16 protein-coding genes are annotated in these 23,630 nt (G+C 46.7%); 12 read left to right on the plus strand and 4 right to left on the minus strand.

The features are described 5' to 3' along the window. Nucleotides 1-2 precede the first annotated feature (2 nt). On the minus strand, nt 3-1,418 hold the full coding sequence (locus PBAL39_RS16375; protein WP_008243490.1) for a sensor histidine kinase: 1,416 nt from the start codon (nt 1,416-1,418) through the stop codon (nt 3-5). Nucleotides 1,419-1,558: 140 nt separating this feature from the next. Between PBAL39_RS16375 and PBAL39_RS16380 the strand changes: the two genes are divergently transcribed. Then, a complete protein-coding gene (locus PBAL39_RS16380) occupies nt 1,559-2,134 on the plus strand; it encodes an RNA polymerase sigma-70 factor (RefSeq protein ID WP_157274062.1) in 576 nt (191 codons plus the stop codon). 53 nt (nt 2,135-2,187) lie between these two features. Further along, complete coding sequence (locus PBAL39_RS16385; RefSeq protein WP_008243493.1) at nt 2,188-2,832, plus strand: hypothetical protein; 645 nt, start codon at nt 2,188-2,190, stop codon at nt 2,830-2,832. Nucleotides 2,833-2,953: 121 nt separating this feature from the next. On the opposite strand, the gene PBAL39_RS16390 is transcribed toward PBAL39_RS16385, so the two are convergent. The 3 genes from PBAL39_RS16390 to PBAL39_RS16400 all read right to left on the minus strand — a co-directional run bounded on the left by PBAL39_RS16390 (nt 2,954) and on the right by PBAL39_RS16400 (nt 9,679). Beyond that, nucleotides 2,954-4,786, minus strand: coding sequence for an alkaline phosphatase (locus PBAL39_RS16390; protein ID WP_008243495.1), 1,833 nt, complete (start codon nt 4,784-4,786; stop codon nt 2,954-2,956). A 67-nt stretch (nt 4,787-4,853) separates the two neighbouring features. Beyond that, nucleotides 4,854-6,383 (minus strand): SusD/RagB family nutrient-binding outer membrane lipoprotein, encoded by a 1,530-nt coding sequence (locus PBAL39_RS16395; RefSeq protein WP_039866862.1) that lies wholly within the window; start codon nt 6,381-6,383, stop codon nt 4,854-4,856. Between the two features lie 44 nt (nt 6,384-6,427). Then, a complete protein-coding gene (locus PBAL39_RS16400; RefSeq protein WP_008243501.1) occupies nt 6,428-9,679 on the minus strand; it encodes a SusC/RagA family TonB-linked outer membrane protein in 3,252 nt (1,083 codons plus the stop codon). A 387-nt stretch (nt 9,680-10,066) separates the two neighbouring features. On the opposite strand from PBAL39_RS16400, the gene PBAL39_RS16405 reads away from it, so the two are divergent. The 10 genes from PBAL39_RS16405 to PBAL39_RS16450 all read left to right on the plus strand — a co-directional run bounded on the left by PBAL39_RS16405 (nt 10,067) and on the right by PBAL39_RS16450 (nt 23,608). Beyond that, the gene (locus tag PBAL39_RS16405) at nt 10,067-10,270 is read left to right on the plus strand and encodes a hypothetical protein (protein ID WP_008243502.1); all 204 of its coding nucleotides are present in this window, start codon (nt 10,067-10,069) and stop codon (nt 10,268-10,270) included. 49 nt (nt 10,271-10,319) lie between these two features. Next, entirely contained in the window at nt 10,320-12,749 is a 2,430-nt protein-coding gene (locus PBAL39_RS16410; RefSeq protein WP_083801766.1) for an outer membrane beta-barrel family protein, read from the plus strand. Continuing rightward, nucleotides 12,749-12,988 carry a transcriptional repressor gene (locus PBAL39_RS16415; RefSeq protein ID WP_008243504.1) on the plus strand — a complete coding sequence of 80 codons (240 nt, stop codon included), beginning with the start codon at nt 12,749-12,751 and terminating at the stop codon, nt 12,986-12,988. The genes PBAL39_RS16410 and PBAL39_RS16415 overlap by 1 nt, the downstream gene beginning before the upstream one ends. Before the next feature lie 78 nt (nt 12,989-13,066). Beyond that, entirely contained in the window at nt 13,067-13,495 is a 429-nt protein-coding gene (locus tag PBAL39_RS16420; RefSeq protein ID WP_008243505.1) for a VOC family protein, read from the plus strand. Between the two features lie 63 nt (nt 13,496-13,558). Next, complete coding sequence (locus PBAL39_RS16425; RefSeq protein WP_008243506.1) at nt 13,559-14,653, plus strand: serine hydrolase; 1,095 nt, start codon at nt 13,559-13,561, stop codon at nt 14,651-14,653. A 103-nt stretch (nt 14,654-14,756) separates the two neighbouring features. Beyond that, on the plus strand, nt 14,757-15,332 hold the full coding sequence (locus PBAL39_RS16430) for a sigma-70 family RNA polymerase sigma factor (protein WP_008243507.1): 576 nt from the start codon (nt 14,757-14,759) through the stop codon (nt 15,330-15,332). Between the two features lie 121 nt (nt 15,333-15,453). Further along, a complete protein-coding gene (locus PBAL39_RS16435) occupies nt 15,454-16,578 on the plus strand; it encodes a FecR family protein (RefSeq protein ID WP_008243509.1) in 1,125 nt (374 codons plus the stop codon). A gap of 252 nt (nt 16,579-16,830) precedes the next feature. Continuing rightward, nucleotides 16,831-20,136 (plus strand): TonB-dependent receptor, encoded by a 3,306-nt coding sequence (locus PBAL39_RS16440; RefSeq protein WP_008243511.1) that lies wholly within the window; start codon nt 16,831-16,833, stop codon nt 20,134-20,136. A 38-nt stretch (nt 20,137-20,174) separates the two neighbouring features. Further along, nucleotides 20,175-21,752 carry a RagB/SusD family nutrient uptake outer membrane protein gene (locus tag PBAL39_RS16445; protein WP_008243512.1) on the plus strand — a complete coding sequence of 526 codons (1,578 nt, stop codon included), beginning with the start codon at nt 20,175-20,177 and terminating at the stop codon, nt 21,750-21,752. An 11-nt stretch (nt 21,753-21,763) separates the two neighbouring features. Continuing rightward, on the plus strand, nt 21,764-23,608 hold the full coding sequence (locus PBAL39_RS16450) for an alkaline phosphatase (protein WP_008243515.1): 1,845 nt from the start codon (nt 21,764-21,766) through the stop codon (nt 23,606-23,608). Nucleotides 23,609-23,630: the final 22 nt, after the last annotated feature.

Below are 23,630 nucleotides of genomic sequence, written 5' to 3' on the forward strand. Positions count from 1 at the left end.
AACTACTGATTTCCCTCCAGCTGTAAAATCAGATGGATAAAAAACTCCTTGGCATTCTGCCTGATGATGAGCTCATGCTTTTCAGGATAAAGCAGCGCCAGGCGCTGTTTGACATTCTGAAGACCAATGCCACTCTGCAGGCGCTCAGGATCGTTCTCCAACTTCAGGTGAAGGCTATTGTGTACATCGAAATAGAGTTTGTTCTCAGTTAGCTGTAATGTAATCTTAATGTGTGAAGGATTATTCAGACTGATGCCATGTTTAAAGGCATTTTCAACAAAAGGGATCAGGATCATAGGGGCAATCTGCAGGCCCTGACCATCCTGTTCGATCTGTGTTTCAATGCTGATGTCTGGGGATACAGAGGTGCGCAGCTTCTGCAGGGCGATGTAGTTATTGAGGTACTCAATGTCGCGGGACAACAGGATCTTGTCTTCAATATTCTCCTGCAGCATGAACCGCATCATGTCTCCCAGCATCTGGATGCCTTCGCCGGTCCGTTCGGCACGCTCCTGTAAGGCAGTGCCGTAAAGTGTATTCAGGGCATTGAATAGAAAATGAGGGTTAATTTGCGATTTGAGGAAGTTCAGGCTGGCATCCGATTTACCCAGCTCCGTCTGAAGTACTTTGATTTCTTCATTTCTCTTTCTGTTCCTGGTTTTGTAAATCTCCCAGGTTAGGATAGGCAGGACGACGAGTGCTGTAGCCAGGTTGAGCAGCATTGTAAAAGCGACCATCTCCTCATCCATATTGTGCTTCGTACTCAACAATAAAAACACGATCCCTAACAGCATGGAAGAAATCAGGGTGTATAATAATGAGGTACCAAATAAACTCCAGCGGCGGTTTTTCTTCATCATCACACGTGGCATCACTACATATAAAAGCTGAAGGTACATCAGGATGGCCATTGGCGCGACCAACATCAGATAGGAACGTGCCAATGCCGGCATGTCCGTCAGCAGTGCGATAGCATAAAGCAATAACCAGCCTGCAAAAAGTCTTGTGGCCTCGCCATCATAGCCCAGCTCCTTTCTTTCTTTTGCTGACCTGAAATAAATCACAAAGATCCTCATGGCCATCAGGATAGCAAAATAAACATTGACCATGCCCAGTAATAGAAACAAGCCAATCATGAAATAAATGAAATATACCGCTCCTGATCCACGTTGGTTGTCATGGACATGAATCCGCTCTACAAACAATACCAGGCTGAAATAAAGGATACAGGTGATGATGTAACTGAAGAAGAGGTTCACCCATGGCCCCATTCCCGTAAAAAAGTGAGGGATCAGGTTTTCAATATGGGGTGCATAGCTGAATGAAAAAATCAATGACAGGGAGATGACCCCTGTAAATGCCCAGAGCTCAATCTTAGTGACCTCGTTTAGTTGTTTTATTGCGGAATGTTCTTTCATGTCTGATGATTGTATTCGTAATAGAATTGATGCTGCAATAGTACTAAGCATTTTTCAGCTCTGTTTTAAAATGTGATCAACCCCTAAAAAAATGTGATGAACAGCTAATCTATTTGGATCGATTATAAATAAAACTATCTTTGCAGCTCCACGCAAGCGATAATTTGTCTGAATTACCTTCATATTCCAACGAGCCTTCACTCAAGATAGATGAAAATACATTTTTTCAGCTATATGAAAGCTATTGGGATAAACTCTATCAGATTGCATTCAAGTATCTGAATGATGGCTTTCAGGCAGAAGAGGTGGTGCAGGATTTATTCACCTCACTCTGGCAGCGTAAGGATAGCCTGTTGCTAACCGAGTCCACCATAGAAAATTACCTGGTCCGGGCAGTGCGCTTCAAGATTTCCAGAATTTACAGCGATGAAATCCGGAAAACACAGAAAATCGATGAATATAAACTGCGCCAGTCGGCCTCCAGCCACCACACGGAAAAACAGGTCTTATACAGATTTCTCAAAGAAGATGTAGACAAACTGGTCGGGATGCTGCCGGAAAGATGTAAGGATGTATATCAATTGAGCCGTATAAAGGGCATGAATAACAAGGAGATCGCGGTTAATTTGTTGATTTCCGAGAAAACGGTGGAGAATCAGCTGACAAAAGCGCTTAATTTTTTAAGGAAGGGTTTAAAAAAATACCCAAGATCTTAAATGTCGCATAGGGGAAAGGAACGTATTATGATAATATATAGTTAAAACAGGTCATGAATCCGGAATTATTGAAAAAGTGTTTGTCGGGAAATGCCTCTGATGCAGAATGGGAACGTTATCTGGTCTGGATGAGCGGAAACTCCATTGAAAACGATCTGGAGGGTACCATGCCTGCAGAAGGATCGGTGAAGATCCGTGCCTGGCAAAATATTTCACATCAGAATCTACAGGCCGACCGCAGTAAAAGAAGGCGAAAAATTGCCTTATTTACAGGCATTGCGGCCAGCATCCTGTGTGTCTGCTACTTTTCATTTATGGCACTGAGTCAAAATCGCCATCAGGCTGCGGGTGTATACACCTATGCTCCTGGTGAAGAGCAGGAAAATAACTTCAATGGCATTCTGATTAAACTGGCCAAAGACAGTCGGGTAAGCATGCATCAAAAAAAGGAAACTGCAATTGACCTGCACTTCAAAGGATCAGTAATGTTGAACAATACTACTGATGAAGACTGCTACATTGATGTCAAATCAGGTACTGGCGAAGGTGTCAAGAAAATGTGCCTGCGCAAAGGCCATTCCTACTTCCTCAGCTATTTCAATTTTAAATTTGAAGAAGTCATTATGATTGACAAGCAAAGCTTGCTCGATATCCCTCCAGCCCTTGCCATGAACATCAGTCAAAAGTTCGACCTCTAGACCGTCTCCCCCGGCGCTTTAGCTGAGACGGATTTCAGTCCGGGTTAAATCCTAAAAAAAAAATCGCCAGCATGAAATCATTTCAAGCTGACGACTCTTAATTGAGGAGCGCAATCAGGAGTTATTTTTTCAGCATTGCTTTTACTTTGTTTGGAATATCCGAGTTCTGGATAAAACCAGTGAACTGGTCTGCACCAGGACCATAACTCAGCAGTGGAACTGGCAGCCCTGTGTGGTCATTTGTGGTAAATGTCCCTGTTACCGAACCTGTCTTATAATTCCCATCATAGAGGATCAGGCCTCCGGTCTCGTGATCAGAAGTCACCAGCACCAGTGTTTCGCCATCCTGATCGGCAAACTGCAATGCCTCACCCAGCACCTTATCGAAGCTCAGGTATTCATCAATACACTGTTTGATTTTGTTGCCATGGCCACCGCCATCAATTTTAGCACCTTCGATCATCAGGAAGAATCCTTTCTTTGCATCGGTACCTAAAAATTTCACACTGGCTTCAAAGGCATGTTCAATCATGTGGAACTGTTCATCAGGACGGTCGCCATCAAAACAAATTACTTGTTTCTTTGAAGAAAGGCCATTCAGCGAGGCCAGGCCATCACCAAACTCAAAACCTTTTGCTTTCAGCTTATTGGTCAGAGCCTGGTTGTTGTCGTCAAATGTTTTATGTTTGCCAGCGATGACCAGTGCGATGGGGCTTTTCAACAGGTCGGCCGCAATGCTGTCTGCCTGATCTCTTTCCTTACGGTGTGCAAAGAATGAAGAGGGAGTAGCACCGGTAACACGGTCATTGCTCACCACCCCGCAGCGCATACCAAGGGCGGAGAGTTCCTCAACCAGTGTAGGGATCGCCTTACCTGCACTGTCCATTCCGATATACCTGTTGTTGGTTTTCTCCCCTGTGCTCATTGCCGTAGCACCAGCAGCGGAGTCAGTATTGTAATCATTCGCCGGGGCAGTATTGGAGAATCCGAGATGTCTGAAGTTTGTCGCATTCAGGAGTCCGCCGTTTGCTGTCGCTGCCGCCCATAGCTGGGAAAATCCGGCACCATCACTAATCAGCAGGATCACATTTTTAGGCTTTTTGCCTGTAACATCGCTCTTATAAGTAGGGCGGTATGGTGTATGTTTAACCGAAGCCAGGTAGTTGTTATCCGGATAGGTATTCAGGAACCTGGCCATCTCCGCAGGGGAGTCTGTATTCAGGTAATCCACTCCTAGCTTGATGAAGGCCTGCCAGCAGGTCTTGGTATCCGGGTTTCCCCAGAAACGTACCGGCTTGCCTACCTGGTGTACAGAATCGACAAACTGTTTCACCTTGCTATAGTCCTCTTCGACCATTCTTCCAAGGCCATTCCATTTACTGAAGCGTTGCAGGGGTGCACTAAAAAAAGCGATCCTTGTCAGCTGTTCCGGCGTGTAATTGAACCCAGCCTTACCGTCGAAGAAAAACAGCTCATCGTAGTTTCTGAACTGATCTGCGGGAGGCACATCACCACTAATGACCACACGCACTGCATTTGGATTGTTTTTCACATCAAAATACTGGCGTATGGGTTTTAACTTTTCCTCCAGCACCTTCATGGTCGGGGCGCCCGCAGTTTTCAGGTCGATCATCAGCTGCAGGTGATCGCCATTTTTATAAGCTTTACCATCATTGAGGTTGATTTCCCTAAGTAAGGGTTCCAGATATAACTTTTCTATTGTCCTGCGCACATCCAGTTCTGCTGAGGTGTGTGCCACCAGCAGCTCCCTGCCTTGCAGGAAAACGTCAATTTCCAAAGAGGCAAAGTGGTTGCTATGTGCAGTATAAAAGGGCTGGTTCTGCAGGTAGTCGTTGTGCGAATGCGTATTTTCATTCACCTTATATTGGGCAGTGGCAGCATGAGCTCCCAACACCATCACTGAGCCGAGCAGCGCCTTTTTTAAATTTCTCATCTTTTTTGTTTTTTGCTTGATAAAGATCCTTTGACTTGATGTAGAACTGTTGAGTGTATGGTTCCTGTTAAGGCTGGAACCATACTTTTACGTTATGTGTCGGCATCTTTCCATCCATGGTTTCATTTACCCATTGGATGAGGTTTGGATTGTTCTGCTCATTATCTGAGTATACGTAACGTACGGGAATAGGCGACAGCACAGACGGCCCTACTGCAAGCTGGGGGAACTGCAGCCTTCTCCATCCTGCCCATCCTTCAAAACCGTTCAGGAAAGAATCCATCCAAAGCTGCTCCGCGATCTGTTTAATTGGATTATCTGCAGAAAGTGCCACCCCTGCCTGATCAAAATAAGCTGTCTTCTGTGCGTCAGAGATAAAAGGAGCATCTGCCTGCACACCCGAACCTGCATTCCATTTATCGAAGGATGCTTTGATGCCATCCAGGTAAGCCGCCGCAGCTGTACCATTTACGCCCATACCACGTTGTATCGCTTCTGCCTTCAGCAACATCAGCTCTGCATAGGTCATGAGAAACGCACGGTTTTCTTTACGGATTCTTTTGCCGATTACCGAGTAATCGTCTTTGTTCAACCCAGTAGTAGTATAATCGGCATTTTGTTCAGCAGTGCTCAGACCTGCCCTTTGTCCGCGGTATACCAATGGCACCGCTGGATTGGCTTTGTTTGCCGTAAAGGAATTCTTTGTAGGCGCAGCATATATGGCCAGTCGCGGGTCGTTCTTGCTTTTCAGCAGGTCTACCATCACGTTACTTACCCTGCTATTTGCCGCAAAGTCCACACCACTACCATCAGCAGGAGGATTTTGAATGTACCAGGTGTAAAAATCAGTGCTGTTATTATACGTAAGTACTGCCTGCTGGGCAACATTTTCAAAAATCGGATATTCTGCAGGATTGTTGAAGATTGCAGCTACAGGAGCATTCACATTTACCTTTGCCGACTCCCTCATGAGGATGCGCAGCTTCAGGCCATTGGCGAACTTTCTCCAGCGTGAAGCATCACCGTTAAAAAGGATGTCCCTGCTGATAACCGTACCTGCAGGCAGGTTTTTAAGCTGTTGGTTTGCCGCTTCCAGCTCCTGCAGCATCAGGCCGTAGACCTCCTGCTGCGACTGAAAATGTGCAAATTCAAGACCACTCACATTACCCATACCTGCTTCAGCATAGGGAATATCTCCGTAAGCATCAGACATCAGCGACAGGATGTATACTTTCATGATACTGCCAATGGCTTCATACTGTGGCAGGCCGTTCGTTACTGCAATATTTTTCAGTTGATTTACATCTTTGATCAGACGCATCGGACCATTCCATTCTTCACGGTACGAGGCGCCGGTAAGGTTGTAACGTCCGTCCTCCTCGCTGGTACCACCCAGCCAGGACAGGTGTTGAACATATTGACCGGCGCGACTGCCGCTGCCATTCATGGATCCTACAGCGGCGCTTATGATTGGTGGCAGCAGCATCTCTGCCGGAACGATCGCGGGATTATTGGGGTTCACATTGATCTCTTCAAACTTACTGCATGCACTCAGCAGCACCATTATGAAGCCTATTATTATTGAAAATCTTTTCATCAGTTCGTTGTATATTTTTAAATAATGTTATCCGGGCTGCCCGATTAGAAGTTTAAATTCAGGGATAGACCAAGACTTCTCAATGAAGGCAGAGACATCGCCTCTACACCCTGGAACTGGCCATCGTATGCGGAAACCTCAGGGTCAATGTTCGGTACATCGGACCATAGGATCAGGTTCCTTCCCACAAAAGAAAGCGTTCCATTTTTTACAGCGATCTTCTTCATCAATGATGATGGTAAAGCATAGCTGAGTTTCACCTCTCTCAGTTTAACATAAGAAGCATCAAACGTCGCAATCCTGTCGTTGTTATAATAGGCTCTCCAGTAGTTACGCACCGTTACAGGCGTTGCATTCGGGTTGTTGGTGTCGATATCGATCCCCTCACCTACCATGTTCCCTGCACCATTCTCATCCCTGTTTACCAGCGATTCTTTCAAACTTCCGGCATTGATACCATCGATGTAGGTACGGGAGTGTACCACACCACCTTTTTGGATGCCGAATAACACGCTAAGTGATAGTTTTTTGTATTTGAAGTTGTTGGTGATGCCTGCGGTATAGTCCGGGTTTACGTTGCCGATGAAACCCCAGTCGCCATTTTCTTCCTGAGGAAGCCCGTTTTTAAGCGTCAGGCTACCGTCTCTGTAGATCAGGTAATCGCCATACAGGGAGCCGAAAGAGCCGTCACCTTTAGTATTCTGGGTACGCAATTCAAGAGATGCCCAGCGCTCCAGCTGACGGATCCTTGAGATGCCGATATCTTCAGCCAGCCTCAGCACTTTGTTGCGGTTCAGGCCGAAGTTCAGGGAGATGTCCCAGCTGAAGTTGCTTGATTTTAACGGGGTGGCGTTCAGCATCACCTCAATACCCTGGTTTGTCATTTTACCAACGTTCATCAGCTTGGTATCGTAACCCGCAGAAGGGTTTAGTGTCACCGGAATGATGAGGTCGGTAGTCGTACTTTTGTAGAAGGTAAAGTCCAGAGCCACGCGGTTGTTCAGGAAACGGGAGTCAAAACCAAACTCATAGGAATTTACTTTCTCCGGGCGGATGTCTGAGTTCGGATAGTTGTTGTTATGAACAGCTACAGTTTCGCCATTCCATCCCTGGGAGATCTGGAAGTTGGCTGCCGTCTGGTAAGGTTCCAGGTCACGGCGTACCGAGGAAACACTGGTCCTGAGTTTCAGGAAGCTCAGGGTGTTGCTTTGCAGGTTGAACATATCCGTTGCAACCAGACTCAGGGATGCTGAAGGATAGAAGTAAGAATTGTTTTGTTTCGGCAGTGCACTGGACCAGTCGTTACGGCCCGTCAGATCCAGGAATAAGGCATCTTTATAACCGAACTGAGTGGTTGCGTAGATGGAATTGATTTTTTTCTGCTGATACACGTTACCCGCCAGGATTGGCGTAGCATTGTTGGTCAGGTTGTACACATTTGGAATCGCCAGTCTGCCGGCAATTGCACCCAGCCTTTTCGAAGTCTGCGTCAGCAAGTTACCACCTGCAGAAGCATTGAAAGAGAATTTATCTTTAAACTTTTTATCAAAAGAGAGCAATACATCATGGTTCGTTTCCAGGAAGTAGACATCATCTTCCTGATAGTAACCGTTGACATATTGTGCTGAAGACATCGCATGTCTCATGGTACGTTTGTCGTTATAGAAGTCGCGGCCCGTACGTAACATCAGCTTCAGATTAGGCATGATGTCATAGTTCAGCTTCACATTTCCGTACACACGGTCGCGGTTGTTGCCGTTGAGGTTTTCATTGGCCACAAAAAACGGGTTGTTGAACCTGGTACCGTTGGCATTGTAGATCGGACTGTTTTGTACCTGGTTTGAAGAACCAGGTTTCCAATAGTTGCGCAGGCTTTCGATGTTCAGGTTTCTCGGCATATAAAGGAAGATCCTCATGATGGCATCATCATTTTTGGCGCCATAGCTGGCCCTGTTGTCGCTACCGCTGTTTACATAGTTCATGTTTACATCCACACGTAGTTTAGGGGTGATGGCGTACCCGGAGTTTAGACTCAGTGCATTTCTGCTGAGGTCTGTATTCTCGACAATTCCCCTTTGTTCAGTGTTGGTATATGAAAAGCGGAAGTTCAGCTTATCGTTACTTCCGGCAACAGAAAGGTTATTCGTATAGGTCTGCCCCGTTTGAAAGAAGTCCTTAAGTTGGTCAGGGTAAGCCACAAAAGGCGTAGGAATGCGGTTCCCTGTTACCGGATCAACTGGCGAGTCGAACTGAGCGATCAGTTGCCCGTTCATGGCGGGGCCCCAGTTTTCCATGATGTTATCATTGATTCCACCACCCAGACCATCTTTATAAGCATACTGGCCATCACGTCCCTGTCCGTAGGTATATTGGTAATCCGGCAACTTCAAAGGAGATTCAAAGCTCGCCTGGGAGTTGAAGGAAACGCCCACACCTTTAGTCCCTTTACCGGATTTTGTGGTGATCAGCACAACCCCATTTGAAGCACGTGCACCATACAAAGCCGCAGCATTGGGGCCTTTCAATACGGTGATGCTTTCGATATCATTAGGATCAATCTCTCCGGCGGCATTTCCATAATCCACCTCACCTTCATTGGCGGTAAGGTTAGGGTTGTTGAAATCCTGACGTCCGGTAAAGGCGCGCGTAGACTGCTCATTGTTATTACTTACAGGCACACCGTCGACGACAAACAGCGGGGAGTTGTTGTAGTTATAACCACTCACGAAGTTCTGTCCGCGGATCTGGATGTTGGAGGAGGCACCGATATTGCCGGACGCACTGGTAATCTGTACACCTGCCACACGGCCACTTAAGGTATTGAGGAGGTTAGTTTCATGAGATTCCTGAAGCACCTGTCCGTCGACCTTCTGCACTGAGAAGCCAATGGATTTTGATTCACGGGTGATTCCAAGTGCGGTCACGACCACCTCATTCAGTTGCTGATCGTCTTCCTGCAGCACGACATCCACGGAACGTCGTCCGCCAACGTTGACTTCCTGTTTGCGGAAACCGATGAAGGCAAAGACCAGTGTAGCCTCGTCGTTCGGCACAGCGATGGTGTAACGTCCGTTTTTATCTGTTACCGTGCCCGCAGCGGCGCCTTTCAGGACCACACTGGCACCGGGAATGGTTTGTTTTGTCTTGCTGTCGATGACGATACCAGTCACAGATTTCGTCTGTGCATGGCCGTAAAAAGGGCTAAAACAATTTATCAAAAAGAGTACAAAAAATAGCGAGCGTATTTTCCCGTTTCCAGGAATTAAGAAATCGAAATAGTTTGGTGGTTTTAGCATAATGGTTTTTTTTGCAAAACTATCCCCGGTGTGTTAACTCACTATTGGCTCTGTTTTACAGAAAAATGAAATACCCTACCCTTGTAATTTAATTTCCTAACGCTTTCATAATTTATTTTTATCCTGCTGGTAATAGCTGGTTAATCTTGAAAAAGTACGCGTGCGATGTATCTATTCTATCCTGATGCTAAGGATCATCTGCAGCAAAATTCCGCTTCGTGACCTTTGCAAAAAAGACCTCCGATGAGATTATTTAAAAATATTCTAAATAACGTAGGGGAAAAGCCGGAGTTGTGATAATTGATATATAGAAAAGGGTCATACAGTTCGTACCTGGATGACCCAGCCCCAAGGGGGTTTACTCCTAAATCGAAACATTTAAAAGTAATGCAAATTAAGAAAATCTTGCTTACGGGCATCTTGTGTGTCTGTATATTCTATGTGCAAGGACAGGAATCAAACAAAGGACGCATGATCGGGAAGGTCTCCGATGCGCAATCTACCTCCATCCCTTTCGCTACCATCATCCTGATTCCCCTGAACAAAACCATTGTGAGTACCGGTCACCGGATGCTACATCTGGTCGGGTAAAAGCGAAAAAAGAAAAGCCCTAAACCAGCTCCAACTACATTGTAACAAGATGAAACATTATATAATTACCCTGCTCTGCTGCTCTTCCCTCATGGCCGCAGCACAAAAGAAAATCTCAGGAAAAATTCTGGATGAGAAAGCCCAGCAAATTCCATTTGCCTCGGTCACCATCCTGCGCCATACCGACTCACTGAAAATCCATTCCCTGATGAGCGATACCGCCGGCAACTTCGCCCTTTCTGATATGAAAGAAGGAAAGTACCTGGTAAAGATCAGCTACCTGGGTTATGAAGATTATTATAGCCAGGTGGTGGAACTGACCGAAATCCGCAAACATCATCATTTTGGGGACATCAGGTTGAAGACAGACAGCCGCTTGTTGAATACGGTCACCATCAGCGGTCAGAAGCCGCTGATCGAGCAGACGCTGGACAGGACCGTGATGAACATCGAAAAGAGCATTCTTGCGGAAGGGAATACTGCATTGGAACTACTCAGTAAGGCTCCTGGCTTGACCGTGACTGAGGGGGGCGAAGTCTCCTTAAAAGGGCGCTCCGGCACGACCGTAATGATCAATGGTAAGCCCACCTACCTCTCCGGCGACCAGTTGGCAAACCTGCTCAAAGGAACCAATTCCTCATCGATCTCCAGGATCGAGATCATGTCCAACCCTACCGCACAGTTCGATGCTGCCGGCAGCGGCGGGATTGTCAATATCGTGATGAAGAAAAACACCATGACTGGCTTTAATGGAAGCATTTCCGGGAATATCGGTCGCGGCAGGGACATCCGCAATGGCGGCGGCATCAGCCTCAACTACCGCAGCAATGTCCTGAACGTTTACGGCAGCTACAACTCCAATAACCAGAACCTGGAGAGCGGAAGCAAAGCAGGAAGGCATTTTTTTGACAGCAGCAATGGTAGCGCTCCTTTGTTACTGCAAAGCATACAGCAGGAAAATAAGGAGTTTGCAAAATTGCGTTCACACAACTTCAGATTCGGGACAGACCTGAACATCAACGACAAAAATACGATTGGTTTCCTGATTAACGGGGCCATTGGCAAATACCCGACCAGTCAGGTCAGCTCCAGCATGATGAACAATCCGGATGGCAGCTTCCGCTGGAACGCCCTGACACAAACCGAAGGGGATGAACACTGGCGTGACCTGCTCTATAACCTGAATTATATCCATAAGTTCAATAAGGAAGGACATGAGCTAAAAGCGGATGTGGATTATGTTTATCATTTTTCCAGGATGAACCAGCTGCTGGACACACGTTATGTAGATGCCAGCTCTTCCCCAGTCAGGCCATCTGCGAGCCGCCGCGGTGACATCCCCTCCAACAACGACATTTACGCGACCAAGCTGGACTACACCCTGCCGCTAAGTAAAACATCGAAATTGGAGGCCGGATGGAAAGGCAGTTATGTACGTACAGAAAACAACCTGCGTTATGATACGCTGCAGACAGGTCAATATGTATATGATGCCAGTACCAGTAACCATTTTATCTATAAGGAGCACATCCAGGCGGCTTATATCAATTTCAATGCTACACTGGGCAATTATGGCATTCAGGCTGGTTTGCGTACCGAATATACCGACACCAAAGGTCATCAGCTGAGCACCGACTCCCTCTTTAAGAGAGATTATGCTGGTCTTTTCCCCAGCCTGTTCCTGACCAGGGACATTGGCGAAAACCAGAATATCAAAGCCGGTTACAGCCGGAGGATCAAACGTCCAAGCTACTGGGACCTGAATCCTTTCCGTGTGTATGATGATCCCTTTGCCTTTTATGAAGGAAACCCCTACCTGAAGCCTTCTATCGTCAATGCTTTCGAGCTCAGCTACGGATACCAGTCGCACTACTTCGCGACCCTCAGCTACAGCCATGCAGGTGATGTAATTGAAGACCAAATCGGCCGACTGAGTGATGAAAACGTCACCTTTGAACGCCCGGAGAACCTGGGGTCCTTCAGCAACTACGGACTGAGCATTACAGCCAGCACGAAGTTCTTCAAATGGTGGTCCGGCAATCAGTTTTTGAACATCTACCATAACAGGTACCGCATCAGCAGCAGCACCGGAACGGTAAACAATAATGGAAACACGCTGAGTCTAAACTCGCAGAACACCTTTGAACTGGGCAAAGGATGGAAAGCAGAGCTCAGCGCTTTTTACATCTCCGGCGAAGCCACCGGCATCACCAATATCAAGCCCTACAGCATCATCTCATCCGGTATGCAGAAAGAGGTATTGAAAGGTAAGGGCAGCATCAAGCTAATGCTGAACGACATCTTTGAAGGGTATCGCGTCCGCCGGGAGATGTCTTTTGAAAACGTCATTTTCCGCAACCGGAGGAATGCTGACAGCCGGTACGGGCTACTCTCTTTCACTTACCGTTTTGGTGGTTCAACCGCCGGCAATAGCAATGAACGTAGTACCAGCAGCGAAGAACTGAAAGGAAGAATGTAATGAACATCACGTGTAACCGGAAACTGTCTTCTAATGAACGGTTGATCCTCAAACATTTTGAGGAAACCAACAAAACGTTTGATGCCGAAGCCCTCTGGCTGGAGCTGAAGGCTGCAGGGCACCCCATCAGCATTTGTTCCACCTACAAAAATGTAAAAAGACTTGCCGACAGTGGCATCCTGAACAAGACGCAGGTGAGCTATCGAATGTTCATTTATGGTCTCAATCCCCCCCTGTAATTGTCGCAACGCAGGGGGATAATCACCATTGTTGCTTTCTAATTTTATCTCATTAAATTTATGATAAACAAAACGACAATGGCTAAAATGAATCCTTATCTGAACTTCGACGGCCAGGCCGAAGAAGCATTCAACCTTTACAAATCTGTCTTTGGTGGTGAATTTCTGATGGTCAGCAGAATGTCTGATGGCCCTGGAATGGAGAATGTACCTGAAAATGAGAAAAACCGGATCATGCACATCTCTCTTCCCATCAATGCAGACACCATATTGATGGCTTCGGATATACTGCCTTCATTCGGGCATGTGCTGAATAAAGGGAACAGCATGTACATTTCTGTACATACAGAAAGCCGCGAAGAGGCAGACCGTTTATTTAAGGGTTTGTCTGAAGGCGGAGAAATAGAGATGCCAATGGAAGATGCCTTCTGGGGAGATTACTTCGGCAGCTTTGCTGACCGTTTTGGCATCCGCTGGATGATCAATTATTCAACACAACAACATTGAATGAGATGCGCTCTCTTTCTACTTCCCATGGGATTCCGCTATATATTTCGGTAATTTGCAGGAATGAAATACCTATTCACAACGGCCTTATTTTTTCTTCTTATACAAAAGGCGACATCGCAGAACCTCGTCCAATTGGCAGACAGCATCAGAAAAAGCAATGATATTCCCGAAATAGGCTTCGCCATTTTAACATCAGAGCGTATCCTGGAGCTTCATACCATCGGCTTTCACCGCCACGGCATCACTGACCCTTCTACAAAGGCCCAGTTAACAGACTACTTCCATCTGGGTTCCAACACAAAGGCGATTACTGCTTTCATTGCCGCACATCTGGTAGAAAACAAAAAAATCCAGTGGGACACGAAGTTCTTCAGTCTTTTCCCGGAATGGAAGGAAGCCTCCAACCCCGTATATTTTAACATGACACTGGCCGAACTCCTGTCACACCGGGCCTGGATCAAACCTTACACCAGTGGTGAAGAGTTTCAGCGACTGCCGAAATTCAGCGGTTTGAAATCTGAACAACGCCGCCAGTTTGTGGAGTACCTCGTCAAACACGATGCGCTGGAGAAAAACAATGAAACCTACAACTACTCCAATGCTGGATACAGCATCGCCGCGCTGATGCTGGAAAAAGCATCCGGCAAAAACTGGGAACAGCTGGTCGACGATGTACTGTCAGCACAGCTGAAGCTCAAATATAAGTTCAGCTGGCCCAACAGGACGGACCTCAATCAACCCTGGGGCCATTGGCTGGAGGGCGACAGCCTCGTGGCGCTCCCTTCCGGTACAGCCTACAACCTGAACCTTGCCGAGCCTGCCGGAGACATCAGTATGCCGCTCCCCGACTACGCACGCTGGGTACAGATGAACCTCGCCGGGCTGACCGGAAAGGACAATTTTCTGAAAGCTGCGACTTACAACTACCTTCATTATGGTTTTGACAAGTATGCCCTCGGATGGCTGAATGTAAATGAAACAGGGAAAAACAGTTCCGAACACGCTGGATCTGCGGGCACCTTTTATTGTTATACCCTCATCAATAAGGACAAAAACCTGGCCTACATTGTCACCGCCAATAGTGCTACAGAAAAAGCCCTGGAAGGAATATTTAAGTTGCTGGAACTGATGATCCGTAAAACGGAAAGTAAATAAAGGGCAGAAAGAATAACCTATGGTCATAAAATAATAGTTGCATAATCTTGGCTTAATAGCAATGCGCTTTTTTTGTCAGGTATTGAACAACTATTATTAGATCATGCTCACAAAAGATACTTCCGGTTTTGATGAGGAATTATTATTGCTTGAACTGCGTAACAACAGCAGTCTTGCCTTTGATGCGCTATATCATAAATACTGGGACCTTGTGTATGTCAATGCTCATAAACGGCTGAGAGACCAGGATCAGGCAAAAGACATCACTCAGGAAATCTTCCTGAAGTTATGGAGCAACCGCCACAGCAGTAAAATCCGAAACCTTCCCGCTTATCTTCATACGGCCGTAAAAAATGCCGTGTTCAATCATTTCGAAAAAGAAAAGAAATACACGCCTGTCAGCACGTTGCTCTTGGAGACAGAGGCTGCGAGGGAGCAGGCAGATGCTCATTTACTGGGCAAAGAACTTTACAAAACCTACGAGTGTTTGTTAAAGACATTGAGCAATGCACAGCAAGCAATCTTTAAGATGCGTTTTCATCAGGACGAAAGCACGAGCGAAATTGCACAGAAGCTGGGGATTTCCAGAAAGACGGTTCAGAATCAATTGGGCAAAAGTCTGCTCGTACTGCGCGATGCACTGTTTCTTCTGATGACACTGCTGATCAGGTTGTTTTAGTTGTCAAAATAAATCTATTTTTCCCGCTTTCTTTTATCGCTCCGGTATGCATATCACGACACTTTAAAAGATATTTTCTTTTTCCATGGGACTTTTATCATCTGACCTGTCATGATGATATATGCCACGAAGAGAAGACATAGAAAAAGCGGAGTTTCTGGAGATCATATCCAGATACAGACAGGGGAAATCTACTCCTGAAGAGGAGGCTTTTCTTGATGCTTATTACGAAGCGCACGATATACACGAAAATATTCTTGAACAAATGAGCCCTGCCGAACAGCATCAGCTGAAAACGGAGATGCACCAGGAGATCAGGCATGAGCTCATCCAGCAGAACATCGTAAAGCGTAATTTTCAGAGAATGAAAGTCATGGCCGCCGCAGCTGCAGTGATCCTGATTTGCTCTGTTACGCTATATTTTTACCACAACGGCTCAAAAGAGAAATCGGTAATGCTAAGTCAGGCTCCCGCACATCAACAGAACGACATCTTACCTGGTGTGGACAAGGCCATCCTGACCCTGTCTGATGGCACGACCGTTAAGCTGGAAGACAAACACGACGAAGCCCTGATGTATGAAATGATCAATAAACCGGGAAGGCTTGCCAACACTTACAACTCGGTAAGCACTCCCCGCGGCACACAATATCACCTCACTTTATCCGATGGATCAGAAGTATGGCTAAACTCAGGATCTTCCATCAGCTTTCCCACAGCATTTGAAAAAGGCCCTCGCCGTGTGGAAACTACCGGAGAGGTGTATTTCGAAGTCGCAAAAAAACATCAGCCCTTTGTTGTCGTCACCGGCAACCAGGAGGTCGAGGTACTCGGAACTCATTTCAACATCAATGCTTACGAGGATGAGGATGATGTCAGGACAACCTTACTGGAAGGCAGCGTAAAGGTCAGCGGACAAGACAGAAAAGCACGGTTCCTTGTTCCCGGGCAGCAATCCGTCCTTAGTGCTTCGGGATTATTCAAAACCATAACCACTGCAGATACCGAGGGTGCTGTAGCCTGGAAAAACGGCTACTTCAAGTTTGACCGCCAGGACCTGCAGGCCATCATGCGCCAGGTTTCCAGGTGGTATGATGTCGAAATCAGCTACTCCGGAAACATACCAACGGACGAATATGTGGGTAAAATCAAACGCAGTGAAAATGTTTCCGGCGTATTGAGGATCCTTAAGCTGAGCAAAATCAATTTCAGGGTGCAAGGAAAGAAAATTATTGTAGAGAACTAAATGAAATACAGACGCTAAAATCAAAAGGAATATGAAAACATAACTACTACCACCTTTATGATCCCAAAAAAGAACCGGAAGTGCAGCGAACACCCCCGGCTCAATAAAATCCCCTTGCAGGGAATCTGGATGATCAATAATAACCCTTGACAGAAACTATCATTTTAATCCAAACAGAACAAAAGTATGCAATTTAATCCTTATGGTAAAATGGCGGTTAAGACGCCATTGATATCATTTAAAACGTTTCTAATGATGAAACTAACCGCGGTATTGGTCCTGGTTACCTGCCTTCAGCTCAGCGCGAAGGTGTATTCGCAGCGCATCAGCATAAAGGGCAGAAACATCGCCTTTGAGCAGGTACTCAGCAGCATTGAAAAGCAAAGCGGCTACTATCTTTTTTATAAATACAATGAGATCAAAATAGCGAAACCAGTGAATGTTGCGCTGAACAATGTATCCCTGGAAGTGGCCCTTCAGGAAAGCCTGAAAGGACAGCCATTTGATTTTGTTATTGAAGACAAAACCATCATCATCACCAGAAAAGGAGCTCCGGTACCAGAGAAGGTAGTATTTCTGGACATCAAAGGAAAGGTGACCGATGAAAAAGGCGCTCCCCTGCCGGGAGCCACCATCAAGGTAAAAGACCGTTCCATCGGTGCCGTTACTGATGGTAATGGTAACTTCAGCCTCCAGAATGTGAGCGACAATGCCACACTGGTTGTCTCTTACACAGGATATGTAACGCAGGAAGTTGCTGCCGATGGAAAGTCGAGCATCAGCATCGTGCTGAAGGAAGAACAGAACGACCTCAACCAGGTGGTGGTAATCGGTTACGGGTCTGTGAAAAAGCAGGATCTTTCTGCCGCTGTTGCCACCGTTCCGGATATGCAACAAATCAAAAACAGACCCGTATTAAATGTGCAGAGCATGATTCAGGGTAAAGTTCCCGGCGTTACTGTAATCAGTAGTGGTGGACACCCGAATGGCACGCCTGCCGTAACCATAAGGGGTATGGGCTCGATGAACGGAGAAAATGTACTTTATGTAGTTGACGGGGTACCCAATGCACCCTACAACCCAGCCGACGTTGAGTCCATTACCGTTCTTAAAGATGCGGCCTCAGCAGCAATCTACGGTGCCTTTTCGGGATCTGCGGGTGTCATCATGATCACTACCAGACAGGCATCCAAAGGAAAGGCGATGATTGAATATTCTGGATTCACCGGAACAAAAACTGCCTGGAAACTGCCCAAAGCACTTACGGCAGAAGAAGAAGCAAGGGTATCCAACCTGGCTTATCAAAATGCAGGCCTGACGCCATTAGATGGCTGGGACATCAGCAAGAATCCTTATGCACAACAAACACGTACGAACTGGGTTGATGAGATTTTCCGTACAGGTATCGTACAGCGTCATAACATCAGCATCAATGGAGGAACCGATCAGTTCAAAACCCTGTTACAGGGACGTTACGAACGTGAAGAAGGAACATTGTTAAACACCTATAACCAGAATATTTCTCTGCGCTTCAATACCAGCTACGAGTTCAATAAACACGTAAAACTAAGTCAGAACTTATTCTGGAACAACAATGACAACAGGGGAACAACTACTGCCGGAGGTTACACCGGCACAATTCTATCCGCCATCTATATGCCAAGCTCAGCAACTGTCTATTATCCGGATGGTTCCTTTGGTGGTGTGGGCCCGAGAGATTCACAATACCTGGGTATACATGGTGACGCCGTAAACCCAGTGGCGACACTCTTGCGCAATAAGCCTTACAATAAAGCAAACGACCTGCAGTCGATTACCGAACTGACGGTATCGGACATTGTGAAAGGATTGAACTTCATCTCCAGATTTTCATACCGCACCAACAACAACCTGTACAAAAACTTTGAGCCTAAAAGAACAGAACCAGGCAAACCGATCACTCAAAACTACCTGAATTATTCTACAGACCGTGGATATCACTACATCTGGGAAAACACGGCCAATTACAACAGACAGTTTAACAAACACGCTATTGGTGCCATGGTATCCATGACCGCCCAGGAGCAAGGTAACAAAGGTTTCAACGTAAGGGCACAGGGATTTGAAAACGAAGCCGACTGGGCACAATTTTTCTCCAATGCGGCTGAATTTGGTCTCGACCGCCCTGGATCCAATGATGTTAAAGACCGTAACCTGTCTTACGTCAGCAGGATCTCCTACAGCTGGGCAGACCGCTATTTCCTGACTGGAAGTTACCGCTATGACATCGCCGGTCGCTTTGCAGAGGTCAACCGGGGTAAAGGACTGCCTGGCGTAACTGCAGCATGGAAGTTGAGCTCTGAGCCTTTCTTCCAGGTTGAAGGCATTGATCTGTTAAAGTTCAGGGCAAGTTGGGGTAGAATAGGTAACCTCGGTATCGTACCCTATTACTATGGTTACGCAGCCCTGAGTGCAGGTTCAATCTATCAGGTTGGAAACGGGGCTCCTCAAACTCCGTCGATGTACATGGGTAGCCGCTTAAACCCGGACCTGAGCTGGGAAACTTCTGAACAGACAGATATCGGTCTGGACCTGAGCTTGATGAAATCAAGGCTCAACCTTACGGCCGATTATTTTGACAAGAAAACTTTCGACCTGATTGGCACTCAGCAAAACGAATGGCCTGCCTCTTATGGCCTTGGTTCACCTATTGTGAACCAAGGAAAAATCAGCAATAAGGGATTTGAAGTGTCAGCAAGCTGGAAAGACAAAGCCGGCGAACTTACATACGAGCTGAGTGGGAATATCGCTACCCTGAAAAACAGAATCATCTCCATTGATGACAACCCTAAATCCATTTGGCTGAATGGTGACAGCTGGAGAGGTGTATTGAGTCCTTATCGCGGAGAAATCGGTCAGTCGCTGTATTCTTACTACCTGATTGAAACTGCTGGCCTCTTCCAATCCGATGCCGAAGCTGCAGCTTACGTAAAAGATGGAAAACGCATCCAGCCAGAGGCAAAAGCCGGAGACCTTAAATTCGTTGACCTGAACAACGATGGACAGATCAACGACAGCGACCGTAAATATATGGGCAGTGCCTTCCCTAACTTTACCTACGGTTTTACGACCAATCTGAACTATAAAAACTTTGACCTGAGCATCTTCCTACAGGGTGTAAGTGGTGTAAAACTGTTCCATGCTTTCAAGGAGTCTACCCTGAACGGTGCTGAACAGGGTTACAACAGGTGGAACAAAATCCTCGAAGCATGGTCGCCGGAAAATACAGGTGGTACCATTCCACGCATCAGGGCCAACGACCCGAACAAGAACTTCCAGCAGCCCTCAGACTTCTTCCTGGAGAATGGAAATTACCTGAGGATCAAAAATGTGCTCCTGGGATATACGTTCAGGAAGCTGCCATGGAATACCAACCTGCGCGTTTTCTTTAGCGGCGACAACCTATTGACCTTCACCAAGTACTCGGGTATGGATCCTGAGGTTGGCGGAATCGGCTTCGATGGCGGTCAGTTCCCGATATCACGCACCTATTCTCTGGGTGTAAACCTTAAATTCTAAACCTGACTTCAGTTCAACAAACGAATAAGAAAAATATCATGAAATTAAAAATCAATCATATACTGGCATTACTTCCTCTCCTGCTGACGATCAGCGGCTGTCAGAAGAGTTGGGTAGATACCAAACCAAATGGCAGTCCTACTACCGCCTACTTCTGGCAAAGCGATGAGGACCTGAATAAAGCGGCGGCGGCCATCTATCAGCCGATGAAAAATGAAGCGACCTGGGGAAGGGACCTATTCTGGGTACAGAATGCAAGCGATGACCTTATTGTCGGCCGTGTTAAGGCTGACGGTGAAAATATCAAAAATTTCATCCCTACGGGACGCGAGGGATACCTGACAGGTGGCTGGAATGACCTCTACTTTATCATTAACAAGGCCAATCAGGTGATTGAAAATGCACCTACCGCCACAAATGTCTCTGAAGACGTACGCAAGCGCGTGATGGGCGAGGCCTATTTCATGAGGGGCTTTGCACATTTCTGGCTGGCGTACATCTGGGGCCATAAAAATCAGGGCGTACCTTTCGACAAGCCGGAGAATCCAGAGTTTGAAACCCGTATGCCTCCTCAGCTGCCTTCGGTAACTGACAACTATGCGCAGGTGATCATCGACCTGGAGAAAGCTGCCGACATGCTGCCCCTTTTCGAAAGTTATGGGACTGCCGACCGTGGGCGCGCACACAAAGCCGCTGCATGGGGTTATATGGTAAAAGCCTATGCCTACTGGGCCCAGTATGACGAATCCAAATGGGCCTTGATTCCTGCGTTGTGCGACAAAATCGCAAATGAAGGTGGCCGGAAGCTGATTACAGGAAAAGCCACCAGTCAGCTGAACTACCGCTCTGTATTTACGACAGAAAACAATTGGAGCTCCGAATACATCTGGTCTGTTACTTCTGGTATTCAGGGTGGTTCAGAGTTCCCCGGTGTAATCCTGGAAAACAAAGGCTGGGGCATATACAATGGTTGGGGTTACTTCCAGCCAACGGAAGAGCTCTATGAAGAGTACGAAGCAAATGACCCAAGAAGAGAGGTGACCATCCTCAAATTTGGAGATAAGTTTACTTTCTTCGGCAATGAGCGTACCTACTTTTCCACCAACAGCCTTTCAGGATTCCAGATCAACAAGTATATGGAGCCCTTTGAAAAAGGAACAGGTTCAGTAAACCCGAACGGCGATTATCCGACCACCACCCTGAACCTGCCATTGATGCGTTATGCAGAAATCCTGCTTTTCAAAGCTGAGGCTTTGATTAAACTAAACAGAAATGGCGATGCGGCTACTCCTCTTAACGAAGTACGTGCCCGTGTTGGCCTTACAGGAATTCCCTCGCCAACAATGACCGACCTGAAACACGAGCGTCGTGTGGAGCTTGCCTGTGAATGGACAGACAGGTTTGCCGACCTGAAAAGATGGGGCGACTACGCAAAGATCAATGCACCGCTGCATGGCCGTATCCATGCCACAACGACAAATCCTGCTTCACCATACACCATTCAGCAGGTATGGCCCGCAAGAAATTTCGATCCAAACAGACATATGGCATGGCCAATTAGTCCGGATGAAATTGCCAAGAGCAACAATACCTACAAGCAAACACCTGGATGGTAAAATCAATCTGAATGAAATATATATTATTTGCATGCTTCGCACTCAGCCTGTCGGCAAATGCCCAACAGGCTGGGCGCACAGCAAATTCTGGTCATAGTCATAACGACTATAACCAGAATTTTCCTTTTTTTACGGCTTATCATGCCGGCATGGGTTCTGTAGAAGCAGACATCTACCTGAAAAGTGGCAAATTGCTGGTGGCGCACAATGAAGAAGATACTGATCTCGAAAAGACACTGACGACCATGTACCTGGAACCCGCGGTAAAAGCTTTCCAAAGTCATAACGGGCATATCTATGCGGATACCAGCAAAAAAATGCAACTGGTCATCGACATCAAGGCCGATTACAAGGCGGTAATTCCTGCGCTCATCGCAGCGCTAAGGCCCCATCTGGAAGTGTTCAATCCCGGGCTGAACAAAAATGCCATACGTATGGTAATCAGCGGGGACACTCCTCCTCCGGCAGATTTCAAAAACTATCCCGACTACATCTTTTTTGATGGCAGACCCTATCATCAGTATACGGCAGACCAGCTCAGTAGAATCGCCATGATCAGCGATGAGATCAGTAATTATTCGGTCTGGAATGGGAAAGGTACGCCCAGGCCACCAGATCTGGAAAAGATGAAGGCGGTAATCGCGAAAAGCCATTCCATGAACAAACCTTTTCGCTTCTGGGCTACGAAAGACAATCCGAACAGCTGGAAGGAGCTGGAACATATGGGGGCCGATTGGATTGGAACAGACCATCCACAGCAGCTACAGGCCTATTACAACAAAAGAGATAAGGTCGAGTATGTCAACCCGAAACCTTACACCCCTTACCAGCCAACCTACAAAAATGATGGAGGGCCGGGAAAGGTCAAAAATGTAATCCTGCTGATTGGTGACGGAATGGGCCTTGCCCAGATTCAGGCTGCCTCCAGCGCTAACGGAGGCCAGCTCAATATCCTGAAGATGCAGCACATCGGCTTATCGAAAACCGAAGCCCTGAACTCCGACTTTACAGATTCCGCAGCTGGCGGAACCGCAATGGCCATCGGTAAAAAAACCAACAACAGGTATATTGGTGTAGACGGACAGGGAAAGGTCAGTGCGAGCATGCCGGATACGCTCACCGCATTCGGGATTAAAAGCGCCGTGATCAGCAGCGGCGACATTACCGATGCCACACCTGCCGCATTTTATGCACACCAGATCGACAGGTCTTTATCTGATGCAATTGCAGCTGATTTCCAACGCAGCAATGTAGACATCCTGGTAGGCTCCAACCGTAAAAGCTTCACCGAAAACAAGGATGCTGAGCTCATGACAAAGCTCTCGAAAAAAGGATATCAGTATGTGAAAAGCCTGGAAGAATTTCAAGCCTCCAAATCAGGGAAACAACTGGTATTGCTGGACGACAGTGTCACAAGACCAATACGTTCAGGTCGGGGGGAAATGCTAAAAACAGCATTCCTGAAAACTGTAGCCTTGTTGTCGCCCAACAAACAGGGATTTTTCATGATGGCTGAGGGTGCCCAGATTGATTATGGAGGACATGCAAACGACCTCCCTTATGTAGTATCAGAGTTGCATGATTTCGATAAAGTGGTTGCTGAAGCATTAAAGTTTGCGGACAGCGATGGAGAAACACTGGTGATCGTCACCGCGGATCACGAGACCGGCGGGTTGTCCTTACTGGATGCTGACTATAAAAAGAATATGGTGAGGGGAAATTTCAGCACCGATGACCATACCCATATCATGGTACCTGTCTTTGCTTATGGTCCCGGAGCAAAAGCATTCAGCGGTGTTTACCAAAACCATGAGCTCTACCATAAGGTCATTAAGGCAATGAGCCGAAAGAAATAAATTTAATCTCATTGGTTTTCAG

Source organism: Pedobacter sp. BAL39 (assembly GCF_000170795.1).
GTDB lineage: Bacteria > Bacteroidota > Bacteroidia > Sphingobacteriales > Sphingobacteriaceae > Pedobacter.

Excerpts from the sequence above, each read along its gene's own strand:
- PBAL39_RS16375 (WP_008243490.1), bottom strand. The coding sequence starts at position 1,418 with ATGAAAGAACATTCCGCAATAAAACAACTAAACGAGGTCACTAAGATT.
- PBAL39_RS16385 (WP_008243493.1), top strand. The coding sequence starts at position 2,188 with ATGAATCCGGAATTATTGAAAAAGTGTTTGTCGGGAAATGCCTCTGAT.
- PBAL39_RS16390 (WP_008243495.1), bottom strand. The coding sequence starts at position 4,786 with ATGAGAAATTTAAAAAAGGCGCTGCTCGGCTCAGTGATGGTGTTGGGA.
- PBAL39_RS16395 (WP_039866862.1), bottom strand. The coding sequence starts at position 6,383 with ATGAAAAGATTTTCAATAATAATAGGCTTCATAATGGTGCTGCTGAGT.
- PBAL39_RS16400 (WP_008243501.1), bottom strand. The coding sequence starts at position 9,679 with ATGCTAAAACCACCAAACTATTTCGATTTCTTAATTCCTGGAAACGGG.
- PBAL39_RS16405 (WP_008243502.1), top strand. The coding sequence starts at position 10,067 with ATGCAAATTAAGAAAATCTTGCTTACGGGCATCTTGTGTGTCTGTATA.
- PBAL39_RS16410 (WP_083801766.1), top strand. The coding sequence starts at position 10,320 with ATGAAACATTATATAATTACCCTGCTCTGCTGCTCTTCCCTCATGGCC.
- PBAL39_RS16415 (WP_008243504.1), top strand. The coding sequence starts at position 12,749 with ATGAACATCACGTGTAACCGGAAACTGTCTTCTAATGAACGGTTGATC.
- PBAL39_RS16420 (WP_008243505.1), top strand. The coding sequence starts at position 13,067 with ATGGCTAAAATGAATCCTTATCTGAACTTCGACGGCCAGGCCGAAGAA.
- PBAL39_RS16425 (WP_008243506.1), top strand. The coding sequence starts at position 13,559 with ATGAAATACCTATTCACAACGGCCTTATTTTTTCTTCTTATACAAAAG.
- PBAL39_RS16430 (WP_008243507.1), top strand. The coding sequence starts at position 14,757 with ATGCTCACAAAAGATACTTCCGGTTTTGATGAGGAATTATTATTGCTT.
- PBAL39_RS16435 (WP_008243509.1), top strand. The coding sequence starts at position 15,454 with ATGCCACGAAGAGAAGACATAGAAAAAGCGGAGTTTCTGGAGATCATA.
- PBAL39_RS16440 (WP_008243511.1), top strand. The coding sequence starts at position 16,831 with ATGATGAAACTAACCGCGGTATTGGTCCTGGTTACCTGCCTTCAGCTC.
- PBAL39_RS16445 (WP_008243512.1), top strand. The coding sequence starts at position 20,175 with ATGAAATTAAAAATCAATCATATACTGGCATTACTTCCTCTCCTGCTG.
- PBAL39_RS16450 (WP_008243515.1), top strand. The coding sequence starts at position 21,764 with ATGAAATATATATTATTTGCATGCTTCGCACTCAGCCTGTCGGCAAAT.